The sequence below is a fragment of the Corynebacterium renale genome, assembly GCF_002563965.1.
In the GTDB taxonomy this organism is placed as follows: Bacteria; Actinomycetota; Actinomycetes; order Mycobacteriales; family Mycobacteriaceae; genus Corynebacterium; species Corynebacterium renale.
The window spans coordinates 2251426-2275613 of the sequence record NZ_PDJF01000001.1 but is presented as its reverse complement, the minus strand read 5'-3'; the positions used below and the strand labels follow the sequence as shown (position 1 = coordinate 2275613).

Annotated in this window: 27 protein-coding genes and 1 tRNA gene; 18 read left to right on the top strand and 10 right to left on the bottom strand. The window is 58.4% G+C overall.

The features are described 5' to 3' along the window. The first annotated feature begins 71 nt into the window (after nucleotides 1–71). From ATK06_RS10665 to ATK06_RS10635, 7 genes are all read left to right on the top strand, one after another. Entirely contained in the window at nucleotides 72–854 is a 783-nt protein-coding gene (locus ATK06_RS10665) for a lytic murein transglycosylase (protein ID WP_231913482.1), read from the top strand. Nucleotides 855–1010: 156 nt separating this feature from the next. Beyond that, a complete protein-coding gene (gene eno, locus ATK06_RS10660) occupies nucleotides 1011–2288 on the top strand; it encodes a phosphopyruvate hydratase (protein ID WP_098389327.1) in 1278 nt (425 codons plus the stop codon). 20 nt (nucleotides 2289–2308) lie between these two features. Beyond that, nucleotides 2309–2923: a septum formation initiator family protein gene (locus ATK06_RS10655; RefSeq protein ID WP_098389326.1), complete on the top strand. Its 615-nt coding sequence runs from the start codon at nucleotides 2309–2311 to the stop codon at nucleotides 2921–2923. 27 nt (nucleotides 2924–2950) lie between these two features. Then, nucleotides 2951–3496, top strand: coding sequence for a DUF501 domain-containing protein (locus ATK06_RS10650; protein ID WP_048380651.1), 546 nt, complete (start codon nucleotides 2951–2953; stop codon nucleotides 3494–3496). A gap of 22 nt (nucleotides 3497–3518) precedes the next feature. Continuing rightward, nucleotides 3519–4481 (top strand): Ppx/GppA phosphatase family protein, encoded by a 963-nt coding sequence (locus tag ATK06_RS10645; protein WP_098389325.1) that lies wholly within the window; start codon nucleotides 3519–3521, stop codon nucleotides 4479–4481. Between the two features lie 45 nt (nucleotides 4482–4526). Then, a tRNA-Leu gene (locus ATK06_RS10640) sits at nucleotides 4527–4600 on the top strand. Between the two features lie 117 nt (nucleotides 4601–4717). After that, nucleotides 4718–5509, top strand: coding sequence for a serine hydrolase (locus ATK06_RS10635; RefSeq protein ID WP_053072786.1), 792 nt, complete (start codon nucleotides 4718–4720; stop codon nucleotides 5507–5509). On the opposite strand, the gene ATK06_RS10630 is transcribed toward ATK06_RS10635, so the two are convergent. Continuing rightward, a complete protein-coding gene (locus tag ATK06_RS10630) occupies nucleotides 5506–6861 on the bottom strand; it encodes an amidase family protein (RefSeq protein ID WP_048380412.1) in 1356 nt (451 codons plus the stop codon). The two genes, ATK06_RS10635 and ATK06_RS10630, sit on opposite strands and share 4 nt — an antisense overlap. A gap of 121 nt (nucleotides 6862–6982) precedes the next feature. Here ATK06_RS10630 and bioB point away from each other — a divergent pair, with 121 nt between their 5' ends. The 3 genes from bioB (at nucleotide 6983) to ATK06_RS10615 (ending at nucleotide 9158) form a co-directional block, all read left to right on the top strand. Next, nucleotides 6983–8023, top strand: coding sequence for a biotin synthase BioB (gene bioB / locus ATK06_RS10625; RefSeq protein ID WP_098389324.1), 1041 nt, complete (start codon nucleotides 6983–6985; stop codon nucleotides 8021–8023). Continuing rightward, on the top strand, nucleotides 8023–8226 hold the full coding sequence (gene bsaP / locus ATK06_RS11545; RefSeq protein ID WP_083986029.1) for a biotin synthase auxiliary protein BsaP: 204 nt from the start codon (nucleotides 8023–8025) through the stop codon (nucleotides 8224–8226). The genes bioB and bsaP overlap by 1 nt, the downstream gene beginning before the upstream one ends. Before the next feature lie 131 nt (nucleotides 8227–8357). Beyond that, nucleotides 8358–9158: a Bax inhibitor-1/YccA family protein gene (locus ATK06_RS10615; protein ID WP_098389323.1), complete on the top strand. Its 801-nt coding sequence runs from the start codon at nucleotides 8358–8360 to the stop codon at nucleotides 9156–9158. A gap of 67 nt (nucleotides 9159–9225) precedes the next feature. Here ATK06_RS10615 and ATK06_RS10610 read toward each other — a convergent pair whose 3' ends face one another. The 3 genes from ATK06_RS10610 to ATK06_RS10600 all read right to left on the bottom strand — a co-directional run bounded on the left by ATK06_RS10610 (nucleotide 9226) and on the right by ATK06_RS10600 (nucleotide 10879). Beyond that, complete coding sequence (locus ATK06_RS10610) at nucleotides 9226–9714, bottom strand: hypothetical protein (RefSeq protein ID WP_048380414.1); 489 nt, start codon at nucleotides 9712–9714, stop codon at nucleotides 9226–9228. A gap of 46 nt (nucleotides 9715–9760) precedes the next feature. Beyond that, complete coding sequence (gene greA, locus ATK06_RS10605) at nucleotides 9761–10282, bottom strand: transcription elongation factor GreA (protein WP_098389322.1); 522 nt, start codon at nucleotides 10280–10282, stop codon at nucleotides 9761–9763. A gap of 111 nt (nucleotides 10283–10393) precedes the next feature. Next, nucleotides 10394–10879 (bottom strand): DUF4307 domain-containing protein, encoded by a 486-nt coding sequence (locus ATK06_RS10600; RefSeq protein ID WP_053072788.1) that lies wholly within the window; start codon nucleotides 10877–10879, stop codon nucleotides 10394–10396. Between the two features lie 336 nt (nucleotides 10880–11215). On the opposite strand from ATK06_RS10600, the gene mca reads away from it, so the two are divergent. The 3 genes from mca (at nucleotide 11216) to ATK06_RS10585 (ending at nucleotide 13407) form a co-directional block, all read left to right on the top strand. Next, nucleotides 11216–12073 (top strand): mycothiol conjugate amidase Mca, encoded by an 858-nt coding sequence (mca, locus tag ATK06_RS10595; protein WP_048380658.1) that lies wholly within the window; start codon nucleotides 11216–11218, stop codon nucleotides 12071–12073. Nucleotides 12074–12282: 209 nt separating this feature from the next. Continuing rightward, the gene (locus tag ATK06_RS10590; RefSeq protein WP_048380660.1) at nucleotides 12283–12552 is read left to right on the top strand and encodes a hypothetical protein; all 270 of its coding nucleotides are present in this window, start codon (nucleotides 12283–12285) and stop codon (nucleotides 12550–12552) included. Nucleotides 12553–12633: 81 nt separating this feature from the next. Then, complete coding sequence (locus ATK06_RS10585) at nucleotides 12634–13407, top strand: isoprenyl transferase (RefSeq protein ID WP_048380419.1); 774 nt, start codon at nucleotides 12634–12636, stop codon at nucleotides 13405–13407. On the opposite strand, the gene coaA is transcribed toward ATK06_RS10585, so the two are convergent. Next, complete coding sequence (gene coaA, locus ATK06_RS10580) at nucleotides 13408–14325, bottom strand: type I pantothenate kinase (protein WP_048380421.1); 918 nt, start codon at nucleotides 14323–14325, stop codon at nucleotides 13408–13410. Between the two features lie 114 nt (nucleotides 14326–14439). Between coaA and glyA the strand changes: the two genes are divergently transcribed. Next, nucleotides 14440–15732: a serine hydroxymethyltransferase gene (gene glyA, locus ATK06_RS10575; RefSeq protein ID WP_098389321.1), complete on the top strand. Its 1293-nt coding sequence runs from the start codon at nucleotides 14440–14442 to the stop codon at nucleotides 15730–15732. A gap of 75 nt (nucleotides 15733–15807) precedes the next feature. Here the strand turns inward: glyA and ATK06_RS10570 are convergent, their stop codons facing one another. Continuing rightward, nucleotides 15808–16191, bottom strand: coding sequence for a DUF5997 family protein (locus ATK06_RS10570; RefSeq protein WP_231913483.1), 384 nt, complete (start codon nucleotides 16189–16191; stop codon nucleotides 15808–15810). Between the two features lie 25 nt (nucleotides 16192–16216). Here ATK06_RS10570 and ATK06_RS10565 point away from each other — a divergent pair, with 25 nt between their 5' ends. From ATK06_RS10565 to ATK06_RS10555, 3 genes are all read left to right on the top strand, one after another. Continuing rightward, complete coding sequence (locus ATK06_RS10565; RefSeq protein WP_048380427.1) at nucleotides 16217–16921, top strand: type 2 periplasmic-binding domain-containing protein; 705 nt, start codon at nucleotides 16217–16219, stop codon at nucleotides 16919–16921. A 110-nt stretch (nucleotides 16922–17031) separates the two neighbouring features. Further along, nucleotides 17032–17589 (top strand): LGFP repeat-containing protein, encoded by a 558-nt coding sequence (locus tag ATK06_RS10560; RefSeq protein WP_048380430.1) that lies wholly within the window; start codon nucleotides 17032–17034, stop codon nucleotides 17587–17589. A 152-nt stretch (nucleotides 17590–17741) separates the two neighbouring features. Next, on the top strand, nucleotides 17742–18293 hold the full coding sequence (locus tag ATK06_RS10555) for a GNAT family N-acetyltransferase (protein WP_098389320.1): 552 nt from the start codon (nucleotides 17742–17744) through the stop codon (nucleotides 18291–18293). Nucleotides 18294–18408: 115 nt separating this feature from the next. Here the strand turns inward: ATK06_RS10555 and ATK06_RS10550 are convergent, their stop codons facing one another. From ATK06_RS10550 to glpX, 4 genes are all read right to left on the bottom strand, one after another. Beyond that, nucleotides 18409–19989 carry an MDR family MFS transporter gene (locus ATK06_RS10550; RefSeq protein WP_408608284.1) on the bottom strand — a complete coding sequence of 527 codons (1581 nt, stop codon included), beginning with the start codon at nucleotides 19987–19989 and terminating at the stop codon, nucleotides 18409–18411. Continuing rightward, complete coding sequence (locus ATK06_RS10545; protein WP_083986033.1) at nucleotides 19986–20693, bottom strand: TetR/AcrR family transcriptional regulator; 708 nt, start codon at nucleotides 20691–20693, stop codon at nucleotides 19986–19988. The genes ATK06_RS10550 and ATK06_RS10545 overlap by 4 nt, the downstream gene beginning before the upstream one ends. Nucleotides 20694–20841: 148 nt before the next feature. Next, the gene (locus ATK06_RS10540; protein WP_098389319.1) at nucleotides 20842–22242 is read right to left on the bottom strand and encodes a class II fumarate hydratase; all 1401 of its coding nucleotides are present in this window, start codon (nucleotides 22240–22242) and stop codon (nucleotides 20842–20844) included. A gap of 196 nt (nucleotides 22243–22438) precedes the next feature. Beyond that, nucleotides 22439–23458 carry a class II fructose-bisphosphatase gene (gene glpX, locus ATK06_RS10535; protein ID WP_048380434.1) on the bottom strand — a complete coding sequence of 340 codons (1020 nt, stop codon included), beginning with the start codon at nucleotides 23456–23458 and terminating at the stop codon, nucleotides 22439–22441. A 143-nt stretch (nucleotides 23459–23601) separates the two neighbouring features. Between glpX and ATK06_RS10530 the strand changes: the two genes are divergently transcribed. Next, nucleotides 23602–24186: a DUF4245 domain-containing protein gene (locus tag ATK06_RS10530; protein ID WP_048380664.1), complete on the top strand. Its 585-nt coding sequence runs from the start codon at nucleotides 23602–23604 to the stop codon at nucleotides 24184–24186. Nucleotides 24187–24188: the final 2 nt, after the last annotated feature.

The following is a 24188-nucleotide window of genomic DNA, read 5'->3' as shown; positions in this document are numbered from 1 at the left end:
AGTTATGAAATGGTTATCTTTCACCTGGGAATTCACTCCCGCACGGGGTCTTGACGGTACTATCGCCTGTCATGGGAAATCAGGGAAGAAAATCTATGGGATGCGGCTGCGGTGTGCTCATCTCGATTCTTCTCATCGTCATGCTCGTGGGGTGGATGCTGTCCGCCCTGGGCCCCAACAATCCCATCCGCATTAGCCAACCGGTGCCGCCCAACGTGCCTCCGACTGCCGGGGAAGAGGTCCCGCTTATCGACGTTCACGCCGCCGGGCGCACCGCCGACAAATTATCCTTCTGGTCCCCACAGCTCGCCGAAGATACCGGAATCCCGGAACAGGCCCTGCGCGCTTATGCCAACGCCGAACTTATTGCTCGTGACGCCTGGCCCGAATGTGGCCTGCGGTGGAACACGCTTGCCGGCATCGGCTGGGTGGAGACCCGTCACGGCACCTACGCTGGTTCCTGGCGTCACAGGTCCAGCTTGGATAGTAGCGGTGTGGCGGATCCTCCGATCGTCGGAATTGCTCTCGACGGTTCGCCGGGATTTGCAGAAATCAAGGATACTGACGGTGGTGCCCTGGACGGTGACACCGAGTTTGATCGGGCTGTCGGGCCGATGCAGTTTATCCCGGAATCATGGCAGCGGTTCGGCAGGGATGCGAACGGTGATGGCGTCGCGGACCCACAGCAGATTGACGACGCAGCCCTCGCCGCCGCCAACCTGCTGTGTAACAATCGGACGTTGAGTACGCCAGAAGGGTGGACTCAAGGGATTCGCTCGTACAACAATTCCACCGAATATGTGATCAACGTGCGCGACGCCGCCAATGCGTATGCGCTGCGTCAATACCCATAAACCTGCATTGCCTGAGTCTCACGAGGCTGCAAAATGTGAGATTTGTCCGAATGTGCCCGTTTTTCTGTGTTTATTTGGCTCAAGAGGCTGCATTTTTCGGAACTTTCTGCAACAATGGTCAATGGCTTTACACGTTTACCTGAAAGAGGTGGCCTCATGAACGAAATCATGCATGTATTCGCCCGCGAAATTCTGGATTCCCGCGGTAACCCAACCGTAGAAGCAACTGCATACCTGGCAGACGGCGCAACCGGCGTCGCAGGTGTTCCATCCGGTGCATCCACCGGCGCCCACGAAGCACACGAACTGCGCGATGGTGGCGACCGCTACCAGGGCAAGGGCGTGCAGAAGGCAGTCGAAAACGTCAACACCAAGATTGCTGACGCCTTGGCTGGCCTGGAAGCAGATGAGCAGCGTCTCATCGACAAGACCATGATTGAGCTTGACGGCACTCCCAACAAGGCAGAGCTCGGCGCAAACGCCATCCTCGGTGTTTCTATGGCAGTTGCACACGCTGCTGCTGAGTCCGCACAGCTCCCGCTGTACCGCTACATCGGCGGCCCGAACGCATCTGTCCTGCCAGTACCAATGATGAACATCGTCAACGGTGGCGCACACGCAGACTCCGGTGTTGACGTTCAGGAATTCATGATCGCCCCAATCGGCGCAGAGACCTTCGCTGAGGCACTGCGCATGGGCGCAGAGGTCTACCATGTCCTGAAGTCCGTCATCAAGGAAAAGGGCCTGTCCACCGGCCTGGGCGACGAAGGTGGCTTCGCACCTTCCGTAGACTCCACCCGTGCAGCCCTGGACCTCATCGTCGAGGCAATCGAAAAGGCTGGCTTCAAGCCAGGCGAAGACGTTGCACTGGCACTGGACGTTGCTTCCTCCGAGTTCTACAAGGATGGCGCTTACCACTTCGAGGGTGGCAAGCACACCGCTGAGGAAATGGCCAAGGTCTACGAAGAGCTCATCGCTGAGTACCCGATCGTTTCCATCGAGGACCCACTCGATGAGGATGACTGGGAGGGCTACACCAAGCTCACCGCAACCATCGGTGACAAGGTCCAGATTGTTGGCGACGACTTCTTCGTCACCAACCCTGAGCGCCTGAAGAAGGGCATCGAGAACAAGGCAGCTAACGCTCTGCTGGTTAAGGTCAACCAGATCGGTACCCTGACCGAAACCTTCGACGCTGTCGACCTGGCTCACCGCAACGGCTACCACACCATGATGAGCCACCGCTCCGGCGAAACCGAGGACACCACCATTGCAGACCTCGCAGTGGCACTCGGCTGTGGCCAGATCAAGACCGGTGCACCTGCTCGTTCCGAGCGCGTTGCTAAGTACAACCGCCTGCTGAAGATCGAGCTCGAGCTCGGTGAAGCAGCACAGTACGCAGGTCGTAGCGCGTTCCCACGTTTCCAGGCATAAAGCGCTAGGATAAGGGTCTTATGGACCCGAAGAACGCAGAGAACACGCCCGAACCTCGCCCACGTCGGCGAGGTATCGGGCGTGTTCCCGTTTCTTCCCGCGACAACGCCCCCGCGAAGGAGAAAAAGGCCCGAAAAGCGCGGCCAAAATGGACGCCGTGGGAAATGTCGCTCGTCGCCGGCACCGTTATTATCGTCCTGGCTGCAGTGGCCGCACCGCTATCTAATTACCACCAGGGCCGGACGGAAATCGCGCGGGTCACCCAAGCTATAGAAGACAAGACTGCGGAGAAAGAAGAACTCCTAGCAGAGCTTGATAAGTACAATTCCACCGCATACCTGCGCGAACAAGCACGCAACAGGTTTGGCGTCATAGAGGAAGGGGAGACTGCCTTCCGCATCATGGACCCTGCGATGGACAATGCCCCCGAGATCAGCTCGCCTGACGACGAGCGCTTCGAAAGCACGTGGTATGAGAAGCTTCTGGCTTCCATCGCTGACGTGCCCGACGCCCGCGAGGTCAAGCCTGAAGACATGCACATGCCCGTCGAGCAGCCCGCAGAAGCGCCTGGCGACAGTCCCGCCGTCCCCGCGCCAGAGGGTGAAGTTCCGGCGGAGGAGCCAGTAGCGCCATAGATCTGTGGCCGTGCCATAATGATGGCCATGACTGTAGACCCGCGCGACATTGAAATCATCACCACGCAGCTAGGACGCACTCCTCGCGGGGTGCTGGAGATTTCATACCGCACGCCGGACGGCCAGCCGGCCGTCGTGAAGACTGCCCCCAAGCTGGACGACGGCACTCCTTTCCCCACCCTGTACTACCTGACGGATCCACGCCTGACTGCTGAAGCGTCCCGGCTTGAGGTGGCGCATGTGATGAAGTGGATGACCCAACGCCTCGAAGATGATGCGCAATTGGCTGAAGATTACCGCACAGCACACGAATACTACCTGGCCAAGCGCAACGCTATCGAGGACCTAGGTACCGAATTTTCCGGCGGTGGCATGCCTGACCGCGTGAAGTGCCTTCACGTTCTGATCGCTTACGCATTGGCCGAAGGTCCTGAACATTTCCGATTGGGTACGGAGGCGGTGGCTTTAGCCGCTGACCACGGGCAGTTGCGCGGGACCGCAATCCCACAGGATTGGCCTACCTGTGAAGACTTAGGCATTGACATCGACCAGTTTGATTTCACCAACGCCTAATTACGTCTGAAGGAAGCGAACCATGACACGCATTGCAGCTGTCGACTGCGGCACCAACTCCATCCGCCTACTCATCTCTGAATACGACGGCCACACCTACACGGACGTCGTGCGCACAATGGAGATCGTGCGCCTTGGGCAGGGCGTCGACGCCACTGGGCGCCTGGACCCCGCTGCGATCGACCGCACCCGGGCCGCGCTGCATGGCTACGTCGATACGATGCTCGAGGAAGACGTCCAAGCGGTGCGCATGGTGGCGACTTCGGCCACACGCGACGCTTCCAACAAGGATGATTTCTTCACCATGACCGCCGAGGAACTGGGACGCATCCAGCCGGGCGCTCAGGCGGAAGTCATTTCCGGGGATGAGGAAGCAACTCTATCCTTCCGGGGTGCGGCCAGCGATCTCCCCGACGCCCGCGGCCGCATCTGCGTGATTGATTTAGGTGGCGGGTCGACGGAATTCGTCGTCGGCACTGCAGACGGTGAGGTCCAGGGCGAAATCAGTGTCCAGATGGGGTGCGTGCGGCTCACAGAGCGTTTCATGACCTCCGACCCCGCCACCGAAAAAGAAAAGGCGATGGCACGCCAGTACGTTCAGCAGCAACTCGACGCCGTCGACCAAGCCCTCAACTTCCAAGGGCTCACGGCGATCGTCGGCTGCGCAGGCACATTCACCACGCTGTCCGCGCTCACGCAGGGCTTGCCCACCTATGATCCAGAAAAGATCCACGGTTCTTCACTGCTTATCGACGACCTCCTTTCCACCACCGCGAACGTCATCGAAACGCCGGCTCACGTGCGCAAACAAAACCCGGTTATCCATGAGGGTCGGGCAGATGTCTTAGGTTCTGGCTCACTAATCGTCGAAGAGATCTGCCACATGGCCTCTGTCATGGGCCTCGATCGGATCGAGATTTCGGAGAAAGACATCCTGGATGGCTTGATTATGGACCTCAGTTCACACATTGAAGGTGCCATTTAGTACACTTCAGTCTTGTTGTTCCACCGGCATTGTGTTGGTGGGCGCGCCCCCATAGCCCAATCGGCAGAGGCAGTTGACTTAAAATCAATTCAGTGTGGGTTCGAGTCCCACTGGGGGCACACGATGTCAGGTCAGAGAGTTTTTTACAGCTCCTGGCCTGACTATTTTTTATAACGCATTGCAAAGGTAGGGGTATCCCGAGCGCGCCTAGACCATTGGTGGACTAGGCTAAATTTATGCGTTTCATTTCCCGTACTTGTGCTGCGGTTCTGGCTGCAGCAACGTTGAGCCCAGCTGTCGCATCGGCAGCACCAATCCTGCACGATGTTCCCGGACGTACTCAAGTCACCGTCCGGCACGTGAGTGGGGTCACCGTGTCCACGCCGAATGCTAACGAAACTCGCCCGGCTTTATCGCTTGCGAAACTGTACTTGGGCTACTGGGTGCTGAAGTACGGTGCGGAACCGGACAAATGGCAGGTAGAGGAAATGATCCGAGTCAGCCACGATGGAATTGCCTCGAATCTGGACGCAAAGTATCCGCAGGCGATTGATTCTGTCGCGCGAGATTTTGGGCTCGGCGCAACGCATCGTAATGGCTACTGGGGTAACTCTGGGACGTCGACGGAAAATCTCGCCCGCTTTGTAGAGGCCATCCACGGTGACCCCATCGCGGCACCCCTGTTTAACGGGATGCGCAACGCTGCTCCGATTGCTGCGGACGGTTACCGCCAAGACTTTGGTACTGCGACCCTGCCTGGCATGGAGGGGACAAAATTCGGGTGGGCAGATAACCGAAACATCCACGCCAGCGTGTCCATCGGGAATGGTTTTACCGTCGCGGCGAACACGTACGGCAATGCCGGAGACCACACCGCTGATGTTCAGCGCGTTGATTTAGGCCCGCAGAACGTGGTAGAAGCCGCCGTGCTCAACCCGCTTGAGCAGTGGCGTAGGGACGTAACCAACCAGGTATGCGGGCAGCTTAATTGGGCCGCGGATCAGGTTGGTTCTTCGCGGGTCTGCTAATTCAATTGTTGGGCCAAGCCCACTAGCTGTTTTTGCTGACCGTGTTTGGCCACCAGCTGCACAGAAAGAGGGAGTCCGTCGCTGCCCATACCGGTCGGTACGGCAAGAGCGGGGTTTCCGGAAACGTTAAATACAGATGTAAATGCTGTGGGGCGGGCGCACATTGCGATGGTGCGTAGCGGTCCTGCGCCCTGGAAAGCGCCAGCCTTGGTAGGGCGGTTGGCCACGGTTGGGGTGAGGAGTATGTCGATGCCGTGGTCGTCGAAAAGCGAATCAATGCGCTCGGCGGCTTCAAAGGAGCGTTGTCGGGCGCGGTTGATGACTGATTCCGGCATGATGCGATTAACCGCGGCGAGGACCCGTGAACGGTAGTCGATGCTGGTGGTGTCATCGATGGATTCAACCTCCTCGCCGACGCCTCGGATAACTTGCGGGAGGAATGCTGCGGTGACATCGGAGAGGCAAATATCGTCGTTGACGATCGTGTGGCCCAGCGAGCTCAAGCGCTGAACTGTTTCGTGGACAGCCCGCTTGTTTTCTCTCGCAACAGGGAGGATGTAGTCGGTAGTCACGCCGATGCGTAGCGTCTTGTGCTCAGTGAGCGCAGCCGTGAAGCCGGGCTCCGCAATCACATCAAAAACCAGCGCAAGGTCGCGGGCGGAGCGTGCTAAGGGCCCTTGGGTGCCCAGTTCCACCCACGTCTTTTCGTGCTGTGCGACGCTCCCACGCTCCGGCTTCAAACCGTAAAGTCCGCACCGAGCCGAGGGGATGCGGATCGAACCACAGCCGTCGGAGGCGAGAGCTAAGGGGACGATCCCTGCAGCTACAGCCGCGGCGGAACCGCCTGATGAACCGCCGGGCGTCTTTGTCAGGTCCCACGGATTTGTGGTTACGCCATAGTTCTTTGTCTCAGTGACGGGGAGGAGTCCGAATTCTGGCATACGCGTGGTCCCGATGATGATGGCGCCAGCATCGCGCACGAGGCGCACGACCTCCGAGTCTTGGGGCGCAGGCGTGTATGCGCCAGGAACGCCGAGCATGGTGGGCACACCTTTAATGTTGTATTCCTCTTTGACAGCGACCGGGATACCGTGCAGCGGGCCCCGTTGATTGGCGGGGAGTGCGTCTAGTTCGGCAGCGCGATCGCGTGCTTCTTGGCTGAATACCATGTGGAATGCATTAAGCGCGGGATTGTGTTTTTCCACGGCGGAAAGAACGTAGTCCACACCTTCGCGGGCAGTGTGTTCGCCGTGACCGAGCAGTTCAACCCAGGCGGTGGCGTCGAGTCCTGTGAAAGGGCCGAGGTCGGCCCACACGGCGGGGAAGTGTTTGTCTAGGAACAGATGTGTCATGCCACGACTCTAGTAGCGTACTTTTGGTTGCCCCACCTGACACCCACAATTGAACAATGTTCAGCACCTACTGATAAGGTTTTGCGCACAGTACTGAACGCTGTTCAATGAGGGAGAAATTATGACATCGATCTACGACATCGCACGCAAGAAAGCATTCGACAATGGTGAAGGCCTCACCGAAGAAGAGATCTTGCAGGTACTGACCGTCAGCGATGACGAACTTCCCGCAATCCTCGAACTTGCTCACGAAACCCGCATTAAGCACTGCGGGGTAGAGGTAAGCCTGGAAGGCATCATCTCCCTGAAAACTGGCGGCTGCCCGGAGGATTGCCATTTCTGTTCGCAGTCCGGGCTCTTTGAATCGCCGGTGCGCGCGGTCACGCTCAACATTCCAGAACTCGTCGAGGCGGCCAAGCAAACTGAGAAGATGGGCGCCAGCGAATTTTGCATCGTCGCTGCCGTCAAAGGGCCCACACCTGGGCTTCTCGACCAAGTCCGCGAAGCAGTCGCCGCTATCAATGCGGAGGTGAACATCAGCATTTCCGCATCGCTGGGTATCCTTACGCTGGAGCAGGCCGAGCAACTCGCTGCGATGGGTGTGACTCGATACAACCACAACCTGGAGACCGCACGCTCTTTCTTCCCCAACGTGGTAACCACCCACACGTGGGATGAGCGCAAGCACACCTTGGACAACGTTCGGGCCGTCGGCATGGAAGTGTGCTGCGGTGGAATCATTGGGCTCGGCGAAACTGTCGAACAGCGCGCTGAGTTCGCGGCGCAATTGGCGTCGATAAGCCCACACGAAGTGCCGATGAACTTCCTCGACCCACGCCCTGGCACCCCGTTCGCGGACCGTGACCTCGTGCCACAAGGTGAAGCGCTCCGCGCTGTCGCCGCATTCCGCCTGGCTATGCCGTACGCGCAGCTGCGCTTTGCCGGCGGAACGGAGCTCGCGCTTGGCGACGACGGCACGGAGCAAGGCCTGCTCGGTGGAGCCAACGCGATCATCGGTGGCAACTACCTCACCACATTAGGCCGCCCCATTGAGGCGGATCGTGACGCTGTCGATGCCGTGATGAATCTGGGCATCATTCCAATAAGGCGGCCGGTGGAGGTGCCTGGCGACGTCGTCCGCGAAACCTTGAGGTCCCTCTAGTGCGCATCCCGGATTCCACAGAGCTTGCCCAGGCGGTCCTTTCGCATGAAATCGAATTGCCCCGCGATCCCAACCGCCCGTATGATGCGCCCCGCATCTGTCCGCTGTGTGGGCGCAGAATGGTGGTCAAGATTAGTCCGATGGGGTGGGAGGCCATGTGCAGCCGGCATGGTTTTCTGCGATCGGAGTGGCTCGAGCGCTAAAGCGGAGCTAGTTTCTGGCCTCCAGCGGGAACATTGTGTGCCGCGCATCCGTTGTATTTTATGTAGACTCGCCTAGACCTGAGATTAAGAAGGTTGAGAGGCGTACGTAAAAATTAGTTGGAGGACTAGAAATGCGCAGCACTAATCCCGTGATGACCACGCTGGAGAAGGACCAGCGTCAACACCAGGGCTACCAGCCTTACGGGCAACAGTCCTACGGAATGCCTGCCCAGCAGGCGCCGCAGCGGGCAATGACCGTAGACGATGTAGTCACGAAGACCGGAATTACCTTAGCCGTCATTATCGTCATGGCGATCGTCAACTTCGGTATCTCTATGGTTAACCCTGGCCTTGCCCTGATACTTACAGGCATTGGCGGTATCGGTGGCTTCATTACCGTGCTGATTAGCGCATTCTCGCGCAAGTTCGGTTCCGCGATGGTCACCCTCATTTACGCCGCGTTCGAAGGCCTCTTCGTCGGTGGACTTACCCTATTGTTCTCCGGCTGGATGATCGGCCAGGAAAACGCTGGCCTCATGATTGGCCAGGCCGTATTGGGCACCGTCGGCGTGTTTATTGGCATGCTCTTCGTATACAAGACTGGTGCAATTAAGGTCACCCCCAAGTTCACCAAGATTCTCATCGGCGCACTCGTGGGCGTAGCGGTACTCTCCCTGGGCAACCTGCTGCTGGCACTGTTCACCGGCTTCAACCCTCTTCGCGACGGCGGAATGCTGGCCATCGTATTCTCGCTCGTCTGCATCGGTCTGGCAGCCCTAAGCTTCCTGCAGGACTTCGACGCCGCAGACAAACTGATCCGCGCTGGCGCACCTGCTGAAAACGCATGGGGCGTAGCCCTCGGCTTGGCCGTCACCCTGGTCTGGTTGTACACCGAAATCCTGCGTCTGCTCAGCTACTTCCAGCAACGCTAACCTAAAGCTCAAAAGGGCGGATCCGTAAAAATACGGATCCGCCCTTTTTCGTACGCGCTACAAAGCCTTAGCGAACGACCTCTTCGCCATCGATTTCCAGTACGGAGAAAACCTCAACACCGGAAGTGTGGGGGATTGGCGCGGTGAGGCGCACTGGGACGTTTTCGGTTTCGTTGCCGGAGGCGTCGACAAGCGTGCCAGAGCCGAGCGCACGAGTCTTGGTCCACGACGTCCACTGGATGCCCGTGAGCTGGCCCTCGTTAGAGGTGTACGACGTCTGGATCGTCACCGGGGTGCGGGTTACCACGCCAACCTGGTCAATGAACGCAGGGGTGTCTGGTGCAGCTACCAGAGTCGCGGACTCGGCGTTAGCGGCAGCAGACGGGGTAGCGGTGGTGGTTGCAGCGGCATCCCACTCCGGAAGCGGAGTAGCTGGGAAGTGCGTCGCAGTATCAACCTTCTCTGCGGAATCAACCTGCAGGGCAGGCGAGCATGCAGTCAATGCGAGAGCAGAAGCTGCAACAGCAAGCGCAGCTACAGGGCGAGAAAACGTCATGTCGGGTCCTTAAAAAGAATGCGAAGTAAGAAAGCGCTCACGCGTCCTATGCGCGTGGAGTAGCAGCCTTCACGGAATCGTACGGAGCAGCAGATTCAATGGTGACCGTGATGGTGTTGCCGTTCGGGGCGGTGTACTCACGGGTCTCACCTTCCTGAGCGCCCAAGATCGCAGCGCCCAGTGGGGATTGCTCAGAGTAGGTTTCTAGATCCTTGTTGTCGGACGCAGCCGCGCGAGTACCGATGAGGAAGGTTTCCTTATCGTTTACATCGCCGTTGTAGTACACGTGGACCACAGAGCCGACGTGAGCAACGCCCTCGACCAGGCCGGAGCGTTCCGTCGTGGAGTTCGCCAGGACCTCAGAAATCTGCTTAATGCGGGCCTCTTCCTGGTCCTGCATTTCGCGGGCGGCGTCGTAGCCGGCATTTTCCTTGAGGTCGCCCTCTTCGCGGCGTTCGTTAATTTCCGCTGCGACGACCGGGCGGTGGTCGATCAGTGCCTGGAGCTCTTCCTCCAGCTTCTTCTTCGTCTCCGGGGTGATGTACTGCAGTTTTGCGTCTTCAGCCATGGAAAAAACCTAAAAAACCTTTCTTGTTGGGACTGCCGCCAGTAGTGGCCGCGTGCGCCGACGTATTAAATACGTGATTGGGGCGATACTAGCACGCCAGCCCCGTGCCTATTATTGCAGGTCCATGTGGTGGGGGATATCGGTCGCACATCCGTATACCCCCACGGAAACAGGATAAGCACGGGTCGGGATGACCGTCCACAACCGCTGCGCTTCAGGGCCGCCGGCCGGAATCAGGATCTCCCGGCGTCCGACTTCTGCCATGTTGTAGTCCAGGGCTTTCACGATGCAGTACGACGGCTGGGAAACATCGTCACGCAAGACGTCGACGTACATGCCGATGTGGTTGTCGTCGATAGTTTCAAATTCGCCCATCTGGGCGCTGACCGGAACAGCGGAACGGTTAGCCATATAGCGGGCGCCGAAAATAACGGCCAAAACCACAATCGCTACTAGTCCGACTGCCAATAACTTGGAACTCAGTTGGCTCTTAGCCGCAGTTTTCCCCGCTGCTTGGTAGCGGCCTGCTGGACGCTGGCGGTCGATCGGGTTCGTGTGGTCACTGGGGCCATTGTTGTAGGTCGGAGGCTGAGGCATACATCTTCCTTGGTTTGTACCCGGAAACGGTCACATGAGGGCAGCACGCTGCTCGTGTGCGCGGTGAGTGTGGCAAACAGTTCGCCACGTCTGTTTAGGTATCCTACCGACTTCCCGCGAACGTGCAGAATGTGGGCCTATGACACGTCAACCTCATCTATGGGTAGGGTAGGAGGCCATAAAGCGCGGTCCATTCTGGAGGTCTCCGCTGGGCCGTGGAAGATGCAAAGAATTTACAGACGTTACATATAGATACATGGCGCCTATCGGCAGGACAGGTTTAAGGAGTTGAAGACGGTGGCAGACAATAAAGAGGCAACTACTGGATTGCGCTTGATGGCTATCCACGCCCACCCCGACGATGAATCCTCGAAGGGTGCAGCCACGATGGCTAAGTACGCTGCGGAGGGCAACCGGGTGGTCGTCGTTACCTGCACTGGCGGCGAGCGCGGTTCCATCTTGAACCCAGCGATGGATAAGCCGGGCATCTTAGAAAACATCACCGCCGTTCGTAAGGAAGAAATGGCCGCTGCCGTCAACGCGCTCGGCGTCGAACACATCTGGATGGGCTACGAGGACTCGGGCCTTCCAGAAGGCGATCCACTCCCACCGCTGCCCGATAACTGTTTTGCCCTGCAACCAGCTGAAGACGTAGCCCGCAATTTGGTTAAGTGCATCCGTGACTTCAAGCCGCATGTCATCATTACTTACGACGAAAACGGCGGCTACCCGCACCCCGACCACCTGCAGGTACACGCCGCTTCCATGATTGCGTGGGAAAAGGCCGGCGACCCGCACTATGCCCCAGAAACCGGCGAAGCGTGGACTCCACTCAAGCTGTACTACAGCCACGGTTTTGTAAAGCAGCGCATGGTCCTTTTTGATACGTTGCTCAAAGAGCAGGGCAAGCACAGCCCATACGGCCCGATGATCGCCCGCTGGGATGAACTCGACGGCGACATTATGGCCCGCGTGACCACCCAGGTGACGTGCGGAGATTACTTTGAACAACGGGATCAGGCTTTGCGCGCGCACGCCACTCAGATTGATCCGGCTGGTGCTTTCTTAGCGACGCCACCAGCCGACCAAGCACGCCTGTGGCCTACAGAAGAATTCGAGCTGGCGCGCACCCGCGTTTCCACAGACCTCCCGGAGACAGATTTGTTCGCCGGGATTCCGTCGGAGACCACGTAGCGGGTTAGGCTTAGGCGTTAGTGTAAAAACTTGCCCGCCGCGCCGCTGTGTTGTTGAGCCGCTGCGCCACCGCGCCGCTTGGCCCACTTAGGTGACCGGGCAGGTTATACGAACAAAGATTTTCCAAGGAGGCCAACATGGCAGTGTCCGCCATGGCTGGATTAACGCAGCTGAGCGCTGCCGCATTTAACGCGGTGCACGCTGCAGCAATGAATGTTGAACTGTTTGCCCAGCAGCAAAAGGGCGGCCCTCTCGGACCCGAGTTTGGCAAGGCGTCGCCGATTGGCTTGTTCGTGATCGTGTGCTTGCTTGCTGCTGTGCTCTACATCGGTTGGGCTTTCTACCGACGCTTCACACGCATGAACCGGCGTCGTGTCTTCGCAGAGGCTAATGGCATTGATCCGTTCGACCAAGAGGCGATTGACGCAGCGATGGCTGAGGTCGGCATTCTGGACCGAAACAAGCGCAAATTTTTCTAAGATCCGGCCAGTCTCCCGGGTGCCTGTGAATTGGTGTGCCCGCGTGTCGCGGCCGTGACGGCAGGCTGTAGGATTGCAGGTGTGAATATCCTCTCCGAGCGCATCTTGTACCCGCTGTATGAGCGCCGGCTGCGTAAAGAACTTAAAGGTCGTGCGCAGCCTAGGCACGTGGCGGTTATGGCGGACGGTAACCGTCGGTGGGCTCGGGAAGCAGGCTTTGCGGACGTTTCTCACGGCCACCGGATTGGTGCGAAGAAGGTTGGCGAGCTGGTGCGGTGGTGCGCTGACACCGACGTGGAGATTGTGACGGTGTACTTACTGTCCACGGAGAACCTGAAGCGCTCGGATGAAGAACTGAAGTTGCTGTTCGGAATTATCTCGGATGTCGTAGAAGAGCTCGCGGAACCGGGAAACCAGTGCAAGGTCCGCTTAGTCGGGCACACGGACGTGTTCCCGCCCGAGTTTGCGCAGCGTCTCCACGACGCAGCTGCGCGCACGCAAGATTGCTCGGGTGTTGTTGTGAACGTGGCAATTGGCTACGGTGGGCGCCAAGAAATCGTGGATGCTGTTCGGGGGCTTATCGACGACTCCCTGGCTGCCGGCGTATCCCCAGAAGAACTATCCGGCAAGGTGTGCGTGGAATCTATTTCTGAGCACCTGTACACTTCCGGCCAACCGGATCCTGACTTGGTGATTCGCACGTCAGGGGAGCAGCGTTTGTCCGGTTTCTTGCTGTGGCAGTCCGCCTATTCGGAGATTTGGTTTACGGATACGTACTGGCCAGCATTCCGCAAGATTGACTTCCTGCGTGCGCTGCGCGATTATTCGCAACGTTCCCGCCGTTTTGGCAAGTAGCTAGATTTTACGCATACGTACGCGCTGCACCTGGTGGTTGTTTCCCTTCGTGAGCACCAGGTTCGCACGAATGCGCGTGGGCAAAATGTTTTCAACCAAGTTGGGTAGGTTGATGGACTGCCAAATTTCGCGGGCTGCGGCGGTTGCCGAAGCATCGTCGAACTCCGCGAAGTGCCCGAAGTGGGCCTCTGGCCGGCGGAATTCCGTGGAACGCATTAACAGGAAGCGTTTGATGTACCACTCTTCGATGGTGTCAGCGGGTGCGTCGACGTAGATTGAGAAATCGAAAAGATCCGAAATCATAAGTGTCGGGCCGGTTTGTAATACGTTCAGGCCCTCGACGATGAGGATATCCGGCCGGCGCACCACCTGAACTGCGCCGGGAACGCGGTCGTAGAGACGGTGCGAATATACGGGCGCTTCAACTTCTGGCTTACCGGCTTTCACGTCGGTGACAAAGCGCAGCAGCGCTCGGCGATCGTACGACTCCGGGAAGCCTTTACGGTGCATGAGCTGGCGGGCTTCTAGCTCGGCGGCGGGGTAGAGGAACCCATCGGTGGTCACAAGGTCCACGCGCGGGTGACTATCCCACCGTTGCAGAAGCACTTGCAGGAGGCGGGCGGTGGTGGATTTTCCCACGGCCACGGAACCGGCGATGCCGATAACAAATGGCACAGTGTCGCTGGCCCCGCCGAGGAAGGTATCGGTGGCGTCGTAAAGCTTTTGCTGCGCCTCCACCTGCAAGTGAATCAGACGCGACAGCGGCAGATACACTTCCTCCACCTCGGTGAGGTCGATCATTTCGCCGAGGCCGCGCAGTGAATCTACCTCGTCAGCGGTGAGAACCTGGGGCATGCCGTCACGCAGGTGGCGCCATTGCTCGCGCCCAAATTCTACGTACGGGCTGATTTTTGCCATGGGTCCATTATTACGGGCGCATAAAAATTTCTGTAAATGGGGGTAGAAGCGGGCTTAAGGACTATGCTCATGGGAGGTAAATTGACCCGCCCCTCTGGAAGGTAGACCCTGTACATGAGTGAAGACCTGAGGTTCCAAGAGCTTTCGCAGCTCGACCCTGTCGTAGCTGATGCGATTAAAAATGAACTTGCACGTCAGCGCACCACGCTGGAAATGATTGCCTCCGAAAACTTTGTCCCCCGCGCCGTATTGCAGGCGCAGGGGTCCGTTTTTACCAATAAGTACGCGGAAGGTTACCCAGGCCGCCGCTACTACGGTGGTTGCGAATACGCAGACATCGTCGAAGATCTGGCACGTGACCGCGCCAAGGAGCTCTTCGGCGCTGAGTTCGCTAACGTCCAGCCACACTCCGGTGCGCAGGCAAACGCTGCCGTTCTGCACGCTGCAGCTACTGCTGGCGACAAGATCATGGGCCTGTCCCTGGCTCACGGTGGGCACCTCACTCACGGCATGAAGATCAACTTCTCGGGCCGCCTGTACGAGGTCGTTGCTTACGAAGTTGACCCAGAGACCATGCGCATTGATATGGATAAGGTCCGTGAGCTGGCGCTCAAGGAACGTCCGAAGGTTATTATCGCGGGTTGGTCGGCATACCCACGCACCCTGGATTTCCAGGCTTTCCGCGACATTGCCGACGAGGTCGGGGCCGTCCTATGGACCGACATGGCACACTTTGCCGGTCTGGTTGCAGCGGGCCTGCACCCGAACCCGGTCGATTATGCAGATATCGTGTCCACCACCATCCACAAGACCCTTGGCGGTCCACGCTCGGGCATGATTCTGGCTCGTCAGGAATGGGCAAAGAAGATTAACTCTGCTGTATTCCCTGGCCAGCAGGGTGGCCCGCTCATGCACGTGGTCGCTGCGAAGGCTGTGGCCCTCAAGCTTGCAGCTACTGAAGAGTTCAAGCATCGCCAGGAGCGCACCCTCGAAGGCGCGCGCATCGTCGCAGAGCGTCTGACGGCCGCAGATTGCCGCGCAGCCGGCGTTGACGTTCTCACCGGCGGCACTGACGTCCACCTGGTTCTCGCAGACCTGCGCAACTCGGAGATGGACGGCCAGCAGGCAGAAGACCTCCTCCACGAGGTTGGCATTACCGTCAACCGCAACTCCGTGCCGTTCGACCCACGTCCGCCAGCCGTGTCCTCCGGCCTGCGCATCGGTACGCCAGCATTGGCTACCCGCGGCCTGGACGCGAAGGCTTTCGAGGAAGTTGCCGACATCATCGGTACCGCCCTCGCAGCAGGTAAGAACGCTGATGTCGCAGCGCTGCGTAAGCGCGTCGACGCTATCGCTGAGCAGTACCCGCTCTACGATGGCCTCGAAGACATGAAGCTCATGGGCTAATCCGCCCGAGGCGAAGAGCCGCACTCCCACAAATGGAGTGCGGCTCTTTTCTCTGCCGGTTTGTGCTGCGGCGGGTTAGGCGTCGCTCTCTTCAGAGGTGTGCTCCGCGCGGCCTTCTGCCATCGCGGTGCGGGCCTTGCGCAGCCACTCGGGCTGATCTTCCAGCAGTTCCTTAATCTCCGCAGTGGTCAGAGCCTTATCCATGCCGTTGCGCTTGAGGGCAGCGATCGTAATGCCCAGTTTCTGAGCCACGACCGGGCGCGGGTGCGGGCCATTCAGTCGCAGCTGCTGCAGCCACTCGGGCGGATTATTGTGCAGTTCGCGCAGCTGTGCATGCGTGATTGCGTTGTCCTGAAATTCCTGTGGGGTAGCCGGCAGGAAAATGCCTAATTTCTTCGCCGCTGTCTGCGGCTTCATGGCGGTCCCGGAGGGTTCGCGGTGTTCATGTGCTTCGCTCATAGTTCTTAACGGTAGCATTAAGCGCATGCTTTCCTTGAGCTTTGTCACTGGAACGGAACCCGGCAAATGGTTCCGCCGCTTCAACGAGTTCACCGACCACGGCGGGGTGCAGGCAGTGGGCAGTGACGACGCTCTAGGCGACGTGCTGGCGGGCACCACACTCGGGTTGGTTCGCCTTCCGGATCCACGGCTTGACGACGCCTTCGTGGAGGATTACCACCTCGTAGAACTCTATGAAGAATCCCCCGGCATTGCTGTGCCCAAGGACAGCATTTACGCCGAGGTGGGGCAGAAGCTGCGTGCCGCCGATGTCGCAGATGAGCACCTCAATTACCAGATTGCTGCGGACGGTTCTGTTGATATGGCAGAGTTACGTACCGCGCTTCAGGTGGTGGCGGCCAACGTAGGGATTGCTTTAGCGCCGCAGCCGGTGTTGAAAGTCTTGTCTAAGAAGCAGGTTGTTCCGCTGGAATACGTGGTTGGGGAGGGGGAGCCGATACCGCGGACACGCATTGCCCTCGTTTGGCGCAAGGACGATGACTGTGACGCGATCCAGGATTTCGTAGGCATTGCGAAGGGGCGCCGTGCGGGATCGTCGCGCCAAGTTGCGCCGAAGAAGGCGAAGAAGGTAGCGCCGAAGGCCGTGAAAGCGACGCGGAAAACGACCACCAATGGCAGGAAACGTTCAGGTAAAACACAAAAATTCAGCCGTGGTAAGAAACGGCGCTGACCAGTAAAGAAAGCACCTTTTTCTAGTTATAATTAATGTTGATTAATGGCGTTCTGTGAAAAGTGCAGGTAAACATGGGGTTACGCACTTCACGAACAGAAAGGTTCATTATGAAACTATCTAAGCTTGTTGCTCCCGTTGCAGCCGTCGCGCTAGCTACCGGCCTGACCGCATGCGCTGACAATGCGGATAACAGCGCTAACACTGCGTCGACCACGTCCGCATCCGCTTCTGCAACGTCCACTGAGCAGACCACTGTTGTAGAGACCGAGTCCGAGGTTGTCACCGCAGTCGCTGACGAAGACCTGGTCGAGGCAACCACCGCAGGTGGCGAGACCGTTAAGATTCCTGCTGCGCTGCAGGAAGAAGCAGCACTTCACGACGGCCTGGGTGAACTCCAGAACGTCGAGACCAACGACGAAGCCGTCTACACCGCTGAATATGAGAACGGCCGTTACATTGTATTCTCCCCAGAGCACGGCGCATACCTGGTTCAGGGCATGATTGCTCAGACCTGGCGTGAAGCCGGCGGAGTTGATTCTCAGTTCGGCGTCCCAACCGAGAATGAGCACGACGCTACCGGCGCTGAGGGCTGGTCCCAGGTATTTGCAGGCGGCACCATCTCGTGGGTTAACCAGGACGGTGTCTGGGGTTCCGTGACTGAATAAGGCTCATTCCCACTAGGGAACCATACGTGGCCTGTGCTGGCGGTGAGAGTAATCTCCCGCCAGTATTTTTTTAATCGTATGACCAGTGCTTTGTTGATATTTCACGCATAGGGTGTTGGCAGAATTGGGTTCGGACTGGGACAATTGTGCTTATGTCAGAAAAGGCTTTCCACATCCGTGAATTTAGGCGCGAAGATTTCCCCCAGGTGCAAAAGATCTACGAAGAGGGGCTTGACTCCGGTCACGCTTCGTACGAGCGAAGTGCCCCAACGTGGGAGAAGTTCTCCTCCGCCAAGATTATGGAAACCGTTTTTGTAGCGGCTGAAGACGATGCAGATGAAACCATCATCGGATGGGTCGCAGCGGCACCAGCCTCCTCCCGCCAGGTCTTCCACGGCGTGGTAGAGGATTCCATTTACATTTCCTCCGCCGCTCAAGGTCGCGGAGTCGCAGGCGCCCTGTTGGACCGCATGATTGCTCGGTGCTCCGAGTTGGGCAAGTGGGCTATTCACTCCTGGATTTTCCCGGAGAATGAAGGTTCAGCGCGCCTGCACCAGTCGCGCGGGTTTGAGAAGGTAGGCACCTACCACCACTTGGCCAAGATGCCGTACGGCGAGATGGCTGGCCAGTGGCGTGATACCGACGTGTGGGAGAAGCTACTTCCCAAGCCGGCGATGCCCGTCGAGGAACTGCCGGAGAACTAGGTCGATAAAAAGTTGCGCGCACCACGAAGGTGCGCGCGTTTTTTCTCTTCTGGTGAACGAAACGAAAAAGAGGTAGGCATTCGTTGCGAATGCCTACCTCTTTACTCGTTCGAGACTACGAGTTCGTCTCCTTCAACTTATCTTCCGTAATCCACAGCAGCAGGATTGTGCATAGTGCGGCCAAGGGGGCAAGCAACAGGAAGATCGGGGTCAGGGCATCGTTGTAGCTGTCTTGGATGGCGAACCGAAGGACGTCGGGAAGCGAATTCACAGTTTGCGGCGTCAGGTTAGACACGAAGGACGCGACGTTGCTGCCTGCGCCACCAAAACGCTCCATGACTTCGCCTGCTTGGTCGCCCAAGCTCTGCATGGCCTGCGGGAGCCGTTCCTGCATGAGGCTGCGCAGACGGTCAACGAAAAGGCCACCGACGAGTGCCGCACCCATCGAACCACCAATCTGGCGGAAGAAGTTGTTCGCGGCCGTGACCGTACCCACTTCCCGGACTGAGAAGCTGTTCTGGACGATGAGCACGAGGATCTGCATGGCGCAGCCGATGCCGAAACCGAAGATGAACATGTACAGACCGAACTGCCACAGTGGGGTCTCACGCGTCAGGGTAGACAGGAGCAGAAGTGCGCCGGTAACAATTGTCAGACCCACGATTGGGTACCACTTGTACTTGCCGTACCGGGACACCAAGTTACCCACGGCGATGGAGGTGCCCATGACGCCGACCATCATGGTGATCATCATCAAGCCCGCGTTGGTTGGGGAAAGAGCGTGCACCATCTGCAGGTACGTCGGGACGTATGCCAGGGAACCGAACATGAAGATACCGATGCCAAAACCGGCGACGGTCGTGAGCACGAAGTTGCGGTTCTTGAACACGCGCATCGGGACCAGAGGGTCAGCGGCGCGCAGTTCGATGAATACGAATGCAGTGCCGAAAACAATGGTCACAGCAATGAGTGTGAGGATGGTTGGGCTGGTCCATTCGTAATCATTGCCGCCCCAGGTCACGGTCAGGATGAGGGCGGTCGTGGCGATAATCATGGTGATCGTGCCCCAGATGTCCATCTGGAAGGAAGCCTGCTTCTTTGGCAGGCGCAGGAGAATCCAGATGGCGATAATCGCCGCAATACCGATCGGAACATTGAGCCAGAGACCCCAGCGCCAACCTGGCCCATCGGTGAACCAGCCGCCCAGTACCGGGCCCAAGACGGACGCGACACCAAAGACAGAGCCCATGATGCCCATGTACTTACCGCGCTCACGTGGGGTGGTCACCTCGGCGGTGATGGCTTGCGAAAGGATCTGCATGCCGCCACCGGCGACACCCTGCACAACGCGGGCAATAATCAGCACGCCCATCGACTGCGCGGCGCCACCGATGATGGAGCCCACGACGAAGAGAACATTGGCAAAAATAAAGAGGCCCTTGCGACCGATCTGGTCGCCAAGCTTGCCGAAGATCGGCAAGGACACAGTCTGCCCCACAAGGAAACCAGAGATCACCCAGGTCATGTGATCCACGCCGCCGAGTTCGCCGACGATGGTCGGCAGGGCGGTCGAAAAAATCATTTGCCCCAGTGAGCTCATAAGCATGCTCAGCATCAGGGCAGCGATAATCCACGGCAGGTGCCGCTTATTGTCTTCAACGCAGTGTTCGCGTCGCATTGTATCCGGTGTGGTCATCGGCGGTCCTCTCCGTGAATGAGTGCGAAATTGTCTAAAGCGCGGTGCGCGTAACTGTGCAGGGAATCCACTGCGGATTCAAAGTTTGCAGTTGCTTCACGACGGTGCGTGTTCACCCACCACAGCCAACCCAGATGCTTCGCGGCTGCTGCACTACCCACCACAGTTTCAGCTTCCTCACGCACATCAATGCCGGGGATGCGGCGGGCGCTCGGGTGAGCTTCTAAATATCGCGCGACTGTGGAGGTGACGACGTCGAAAAGCCCAGCACCGTACGAAAGCCGCCGGGCGGTGATTGTGGGATTCTGCCGGCAGACGGCGTGCCGGTTGCGTAACAACTCGATGTCGGAGGCGCTTTTTCCGGCGATCGTGGAATTGTCGAGGAGCAGGTCGAGCGTGGCCTTCACAAGGTTGGCGTGCTCGGTGCCGACGAATTCGTCGAGCGCTTCCGCGACTGGAGGCGTGGGAATTGGGCCAAAAACGGCGGTTTCTTTGGAGTCGACGTAGTTGAAGAATGTGCGTCGGGAGATATGTGCTTCCTTGCAGATGTCTTCTACGGTGACGTCGTCGTAACCGCGTTCGAGCACCAGGGTGGTGGCGCTGAGATAAAGGGCGCGAAGGGTTTCTTCGCGCTTTGTCTCCCGTAAGGAGCGTGGTTCAGCTGGTGGCTGTCCAGGCGTCGGGGAGGATTCGTGCATTGTCATAGCAATCCAACGTACGCTTTTTTGTGCACCCGGTGCAAGAATGTACTGCGTGTATCGCTATGGCAATGTAGTGGCCTGGGGCACAGTACCGCACGAAAGAACCCCGACAGGGACGGACCCTGTCGGGGTGTGTACTGCGGCTTAAGTATTAGTCGCGGTCAGTGTTGCACATCGCAAGCACGTCCAGACGCTTGTCCAGCTCTTCCTCGGTAAGGTTTTCGCCGTCAACGAAGCCCAGAGCGATAACTGCTTCGCGGATGGTGATCTTCTCCTTGAGAGCGTGCTTTGCAACCTTGGCTGCGTTCTCGTATCCGATTGCCGAGTTCAGTGGGGTGACAATCGATGGGGAGGACTCCGCCAGGGTCTTCATGCGCTCGACGTTAGGCTCGATGCCGTCGACAAGCTTGGTTGCGAACTGACGTGCCGTGTTAGCCAGCAGGCGAGCAGACTCCAGAACGTTGCGCGCCATCATCGGGATGAACACGTTGAGTTCGAACTGGCCCTGGGAGCCGCCGAAAGCGATAGCGGCGTCGTTGCCGATGACCTGAGCAGCGACCTGGGTTGCGGTCTCACAGAGCACTGGGTTGACCTTGCCCGGCATGATGGAGGAACCTGGCTGCAGGTCCGGCAAGTGGATTTCAGCGAAACCGGTCAGTGGGCCAGAGCCCATGAGGCGGATATCGTTAGCAATCTTGTAGAAGGACACCGCGATGGTACGCATTGCGCCGGAGAACTCGACGAGGGCGTCACGTGCAGCCTGCGCCTCGAAGTGGTTCTTGGCCTCAGATAGTTCTTCCACGCCGGTCAGCTTCTTGAGCTCTTCGGTGACCTTAGCGCCGAAGTCTGCTGCGGTGTTGAGACCGGTGCCGGTTGCGGTGCCGCCGATAGCCAGCTCACCGAGGCGTGGCAGAGTGGACTCAACGCGCTCGATGCCTAGTTCAATCTGGCGAGCGTAGCCACGGAACTCCTGGCCCAAGGTGACAGGCACAGCGTCCATGAGGTGGGTGCGGCCAGACTTGACGATGTTTTCCCACTCGTCAGCCTTCTTAGCCAAGGACTCGTGCAGCACCTTCAGGCCAGGAATCAGATCATTAACGGCTGCCTCAGTAGCTGCCACGTGGGTTGCGGTCGGGAAGGTGTCATTCGAGGACTGACCCATGTTTACGTGGTCATTGGGGTGTACCTCAACGCCGTTCTTGCTGGCGAGGGAAGCGATAACCTCGTTGGTGTTCATGTTGGACGAGGTACCGGAACCGGTCTGGAAGACGTCGATAGGGAATTCCTTATCGTGCTTGCCGGCTGCGATTTCCTTGCCTGCAGCGATGATGGCATCTGCCTTCTCCGCATCCAGGACGCCAGAATCCTTGTTGACCTGAGCGCAAGCGGCCTTCAGCAGACCGAGGGCTCGGATCTGGGCAGCTTCCAAGCCACGGCCGGAGATCGGGAAGTTCTCTACCGCGCGCTGGGTTTGTGCGCGCCACAGAGCTTCCTTAGGAACCTTTACTTCGCCCATGGTGTCGTGCTCAATGCGGTATTCCTGATCAGCCAAGATACTAACCCTTTCATGACATGCTCCACGGGACGTGTTTCCAATGTGGATTTTTTACACACCGCCGTGGAGCGAACAGTTTTATGCTTCCTATTATGCCTACTTTTTCACGCCGGTGGTGTTAGATTTCTCACTCCACAAAAAATGCCGGCTCACCCACAATGAGAGTAGGGGAGCCGGCAGAACCCGGAAAGGTTTAGCGCGAGTAATCCACGACGGAGTACTCCTGCAGCTTGTTCAACTGGTGCAGAGATTCGACGTAACGGACGGTGCCGGACTTAGAACGCATGACCAGGGAACGGGTGGTTGCGCCGTTGGAACGGTAGGACACGCCACGGAGCATATCGCCGTTGGTCACGCCGGTTGCAGCGAAGAAGCAGTTATCGGAGGAAACCAGGTCATTGGTTCCGAAGACACGGGTCAGATCGTGGCCGGCTGCCTCGACGCGGCGGCGCTCTTCTTCAGACTGTGGTGCCAGCTGGCCCTGGATTTCACCGCGCATGCACTTCATTGCGCATGCGGTAATGATGGCCTCTGGGGTGCCGCCAATGCCCATGAGCAGGTCGACGGAATTGGACTGCTGGGCGGCTGCGACAGCACCTGCGACGTCGCCGTCAGAGATGAAGCGAACCTTTGCACCTGCGCGGCGAATCTCGGCGATGAGGTCAAGGTGGCGAGGGCGGTCCAAAACCACGACGGTGACCTCAGACGGGTGGATGTTCTTCGCCTTTGCCACGGCCGCAATGTTGTGTGCGACAGGAGCGTTGATATCAATCTTTCCGGCGGCTTCCGGGCCGACTGCAATCTTCTTCATGTAGAACGCGTCGCGGGGATCGAACATGGAACCACGCTCGGCGGCGGCGATAACGGAAATAGCGTTAGGCCGGCCTTCTGCCATCAGGGTGGTCCCGTCTACTGGGTCCACTGCGATGTCCACCTCAGGGCCTTGGCCGTTTCCTACCTCTTCGCCGTTGAAGAGCATCGGAGCGTGGTCCTTCTCGCCTTCGCCGATAATGACGGTGCCGCGCATGGAGACGGAGTTAATGAGCTTGCGCATCGCATCAACTGCTGCGCCGTCACCCTCTTCTTTCATACCCCGGCCAACCCAGCGGCCGGAGGCCAGCGCTGCAGCTTCGGTCACACGGACCAACTCCATTGCCAGGTTGCGGTCTGGGTACTCACCGTATGGGTCGGGGGTGTTCTGAGGGGTGGTCATCATGTCCTCCTACTGCCACAACGGCAGACGACGTTCTTTAATTAGTGCGGTCGGCTCCTATTGTTGCACTTTCGTAACGCAAAGCGGGCACTCTGCCCCCGTTCTAACCCCCAAACTAGGGTGGTGGCGCCGGTGTGGCAGACATGGAATACTGTTGCCTCGTGGCTGAAAAACCGAGACTTTTCCAAAACTCCCGCGACATGATCCTTTCGTTGGGAGTCATCGTCTTGCTCATGGTGGGCAGCGTTGCATTTACGGGAATGTGTTCGTTTGAGCCGGGGCGCCCTGAAAATGGCCCCGTGCGTGAGGTCGATGCCGCGACATTCTTGTCTATGGAAGCCCGGTCCGCGGATTTCCCCGTGGTCAACCCGGATGTTCCCGAAGGCTGGGTGGCTAACTCGGCGCGGCGTAGCACCGTCGATAGTCGCCCGGCCCCGGTCGTTGGTTACGTCACCGACAATGGTGGTTTCTTGCAGCTCACTCAGACGGGCGTGTCTGCGGAAGACACTGCGACTGGCATCGATTCCGCATTCCGTGAACGCACTGATTCGGTTGACATCGACGGCCACGTGGCGCAGGTCTATACTTCTGAAGACCCGCAAGTCCGCGACGTCTGGGTCGTCGATACTGGCGACGTCCGCCTCGCGGTCTCCGGAGCTGCAGAGCGTGAGGAATTCGTGGAGTTATTCCAGGCGGCTCTTCGCGCGGAACCGCTCCCTCGTGGCTAGGC

What these genes read in the sequence shown, in the direction of transcription:
- ATK06_RS10665 (WP_231913482.1), top strand. Translation starts at nt 72, where the DNA reads ATGGGAAATCAGGGAAGAAAATCTATGGGATGCGGCTGCGGTGTGCTC.
- eno (WP_098389327.1), top strand. Translation starts at nt 1,011, where the DNA reads ATGAACGAAATCATGCATGTATTCGCCCGCGAAATTCTGGATTCCCGC.
- ATK06_RS10655 (WP_098389326.1), top strand. Translation starts at nt 2,309, where the DNA reads ATGGACCCGAAGAACGCAGAGAACACGCCCGAACCTCGCCCACGTCGG.
- ATK06_RS10650 (WP_048380651.1), top strand. Translation starts at nt 2,951, where the DNA reads ATGACTGTAGACCCGCGCGACATTGAAATCATCACCACGCAGCTAGGA.
- ATK06_RS10645 (WP_098389325.1), top strand. Translation starts at nt 3,519, where the DNA reads ATGACACGCATTGCAGCTGTCGACTGCGGCACCAACTCCATCCGCCTA.
- ATK06_RS10635 (WP_053072786.1), top strand. Translation starts at nt 4,718, where the DNA reads ATGCGTTTCATTTCCCGTACTTGTGCTGCGGTTCTGGCTGCAGCAACG.
- ATK06_RS10630 (WP_048380412.1), bottom strand. Translation starts at nt 6,861, where the DNA reads ATGACACATCTGTTCCTAGACAAACACTTCCCCGCCGTGTGGGCCGAC.
- bioB (WP_098389324.1), top strand. Translation starts at nt 6,983, where the DNA reads ATGACATCGATCTACGACATCGCACGCAAGAAAGCATTCGACAATGGT.
- ATK06_RS10615 (WP_098389323.1), top strand. Translation starts at nt 8,358, where the DNA reads ATGCGCAGCACTAATCCCGTGATGACCACGCTGGAGAAGGACCAGCGT.
- ATK06_RS10610 (WP_048380414.1), bottom strand. Translation starts at nt 9,714, where the DNA reads ATGACGTTTTCTCGCCCTGTAGCTGCGCTTGCTGTTGCAGCTTCTGCT.
- greA (WP_098389322.1), bottom strand. Translation starts at nt 10,282, where the DNA reads ATGGCTGAAGACGCAAAACTGCAGTACATCACCCCGGAGACGAAGAAG.
- ATK06_RS10600 (WP_053072788.1), bottom strand. Translation starts at nt 10,879, where the DNA reads ATGCCTCAGCCTCCGACCTACAACAATGGCCCCAGTGACCACACGAAC.
- mca (WP_048380658.1), top strand. Translation starts at nt 11,216, where the DNA reads ATGGCTATCCACGCCCACCCCGACGATGAATCCTCGAAGGGTGCAGCC.
- ATK06_RS10590 (WP_048380660.1), top strand. Translation starts at nt 12,283, where the DNA reads ATGAATGTTGAACTGTTTGCCCAGCAGCAAAAGGGCGGCCCTCTCGGA.
- coaA (WP_048380421.1), bottom strand. Translation starts at nt 14,325, where the DNA reads ATGGCAAAAATCAGCCCGTACGTAGAATTTGGGCGCGAGCAATGGCGC.
- glyA (WP_098389321.1), top strand. Translation starts at nt 14,440, where the DNA reads ATGAGTGAAGACCTGAGGTTCCAAGAGCTTTCGCAGCTCGACCCTGTC.
- ATK06_RS10570 (WP_231913483.1), bottom strand. Translation starts at nt 16,191, where the DNA reads ATGAGCGAAGCACATGAACACCGCGAACCCTCCGGGACCGCCATGAAG.
- ATK06_RS10565 (WP_048380427.1), top strand. Translation starts at nt 16,217, where the DNA reads ATGCTTTCCTTGAGCTTTGTCACTGGAACGGAACCCGGCAAATGGTTC.
- ATK06_RS10560 (WP_048380430.1), top strand. Translation starts at nt 17,032, where the DNA reads ATGAAACTATCTAAGCTTGTTGCTCCCGTTGCAGCCGTCGCGCTAGCT.
- ATK06_RS10555 (WP_098389320.1), top strand. Translation starts at nt 17,742, where the DNA reads ATGTCAGAAAAGGCTTTCCACATCCGTGAATTTAGGCGCGAAGATTTC.
- ATK06_RS10550 (WP_408608284.1), bottom strand. Translation starts at nt 19,989, where the DNA reads ATGACCACACCGGATACAATGCGACGCGAACACTGCGTTGAAGACAAT.
- ATK06_RS10545 (WP_083986033.1), bottom strand. Translation starts at nt 20,693, where the DNA reads ATGACAATGCACGAATCCTCCCCGACGCCTGGACAGCCACCAGCTGAA.
- glpX (WP_048380434.1), bottom strand. Translation starts at nt 23,458, where the DNA reads ATGACCACCCCTCAGAACACCCCCGACCCATACGGTGAGTACCCAGAC.
- ATK06_RS10530 (WP_048380664.1), top strand. Translation starts at nt 23,602, where the DNA reads ATGGAATACTGTTGCCTCGTGGCTGAAAAACCGAGACTTTTCCAAAAC.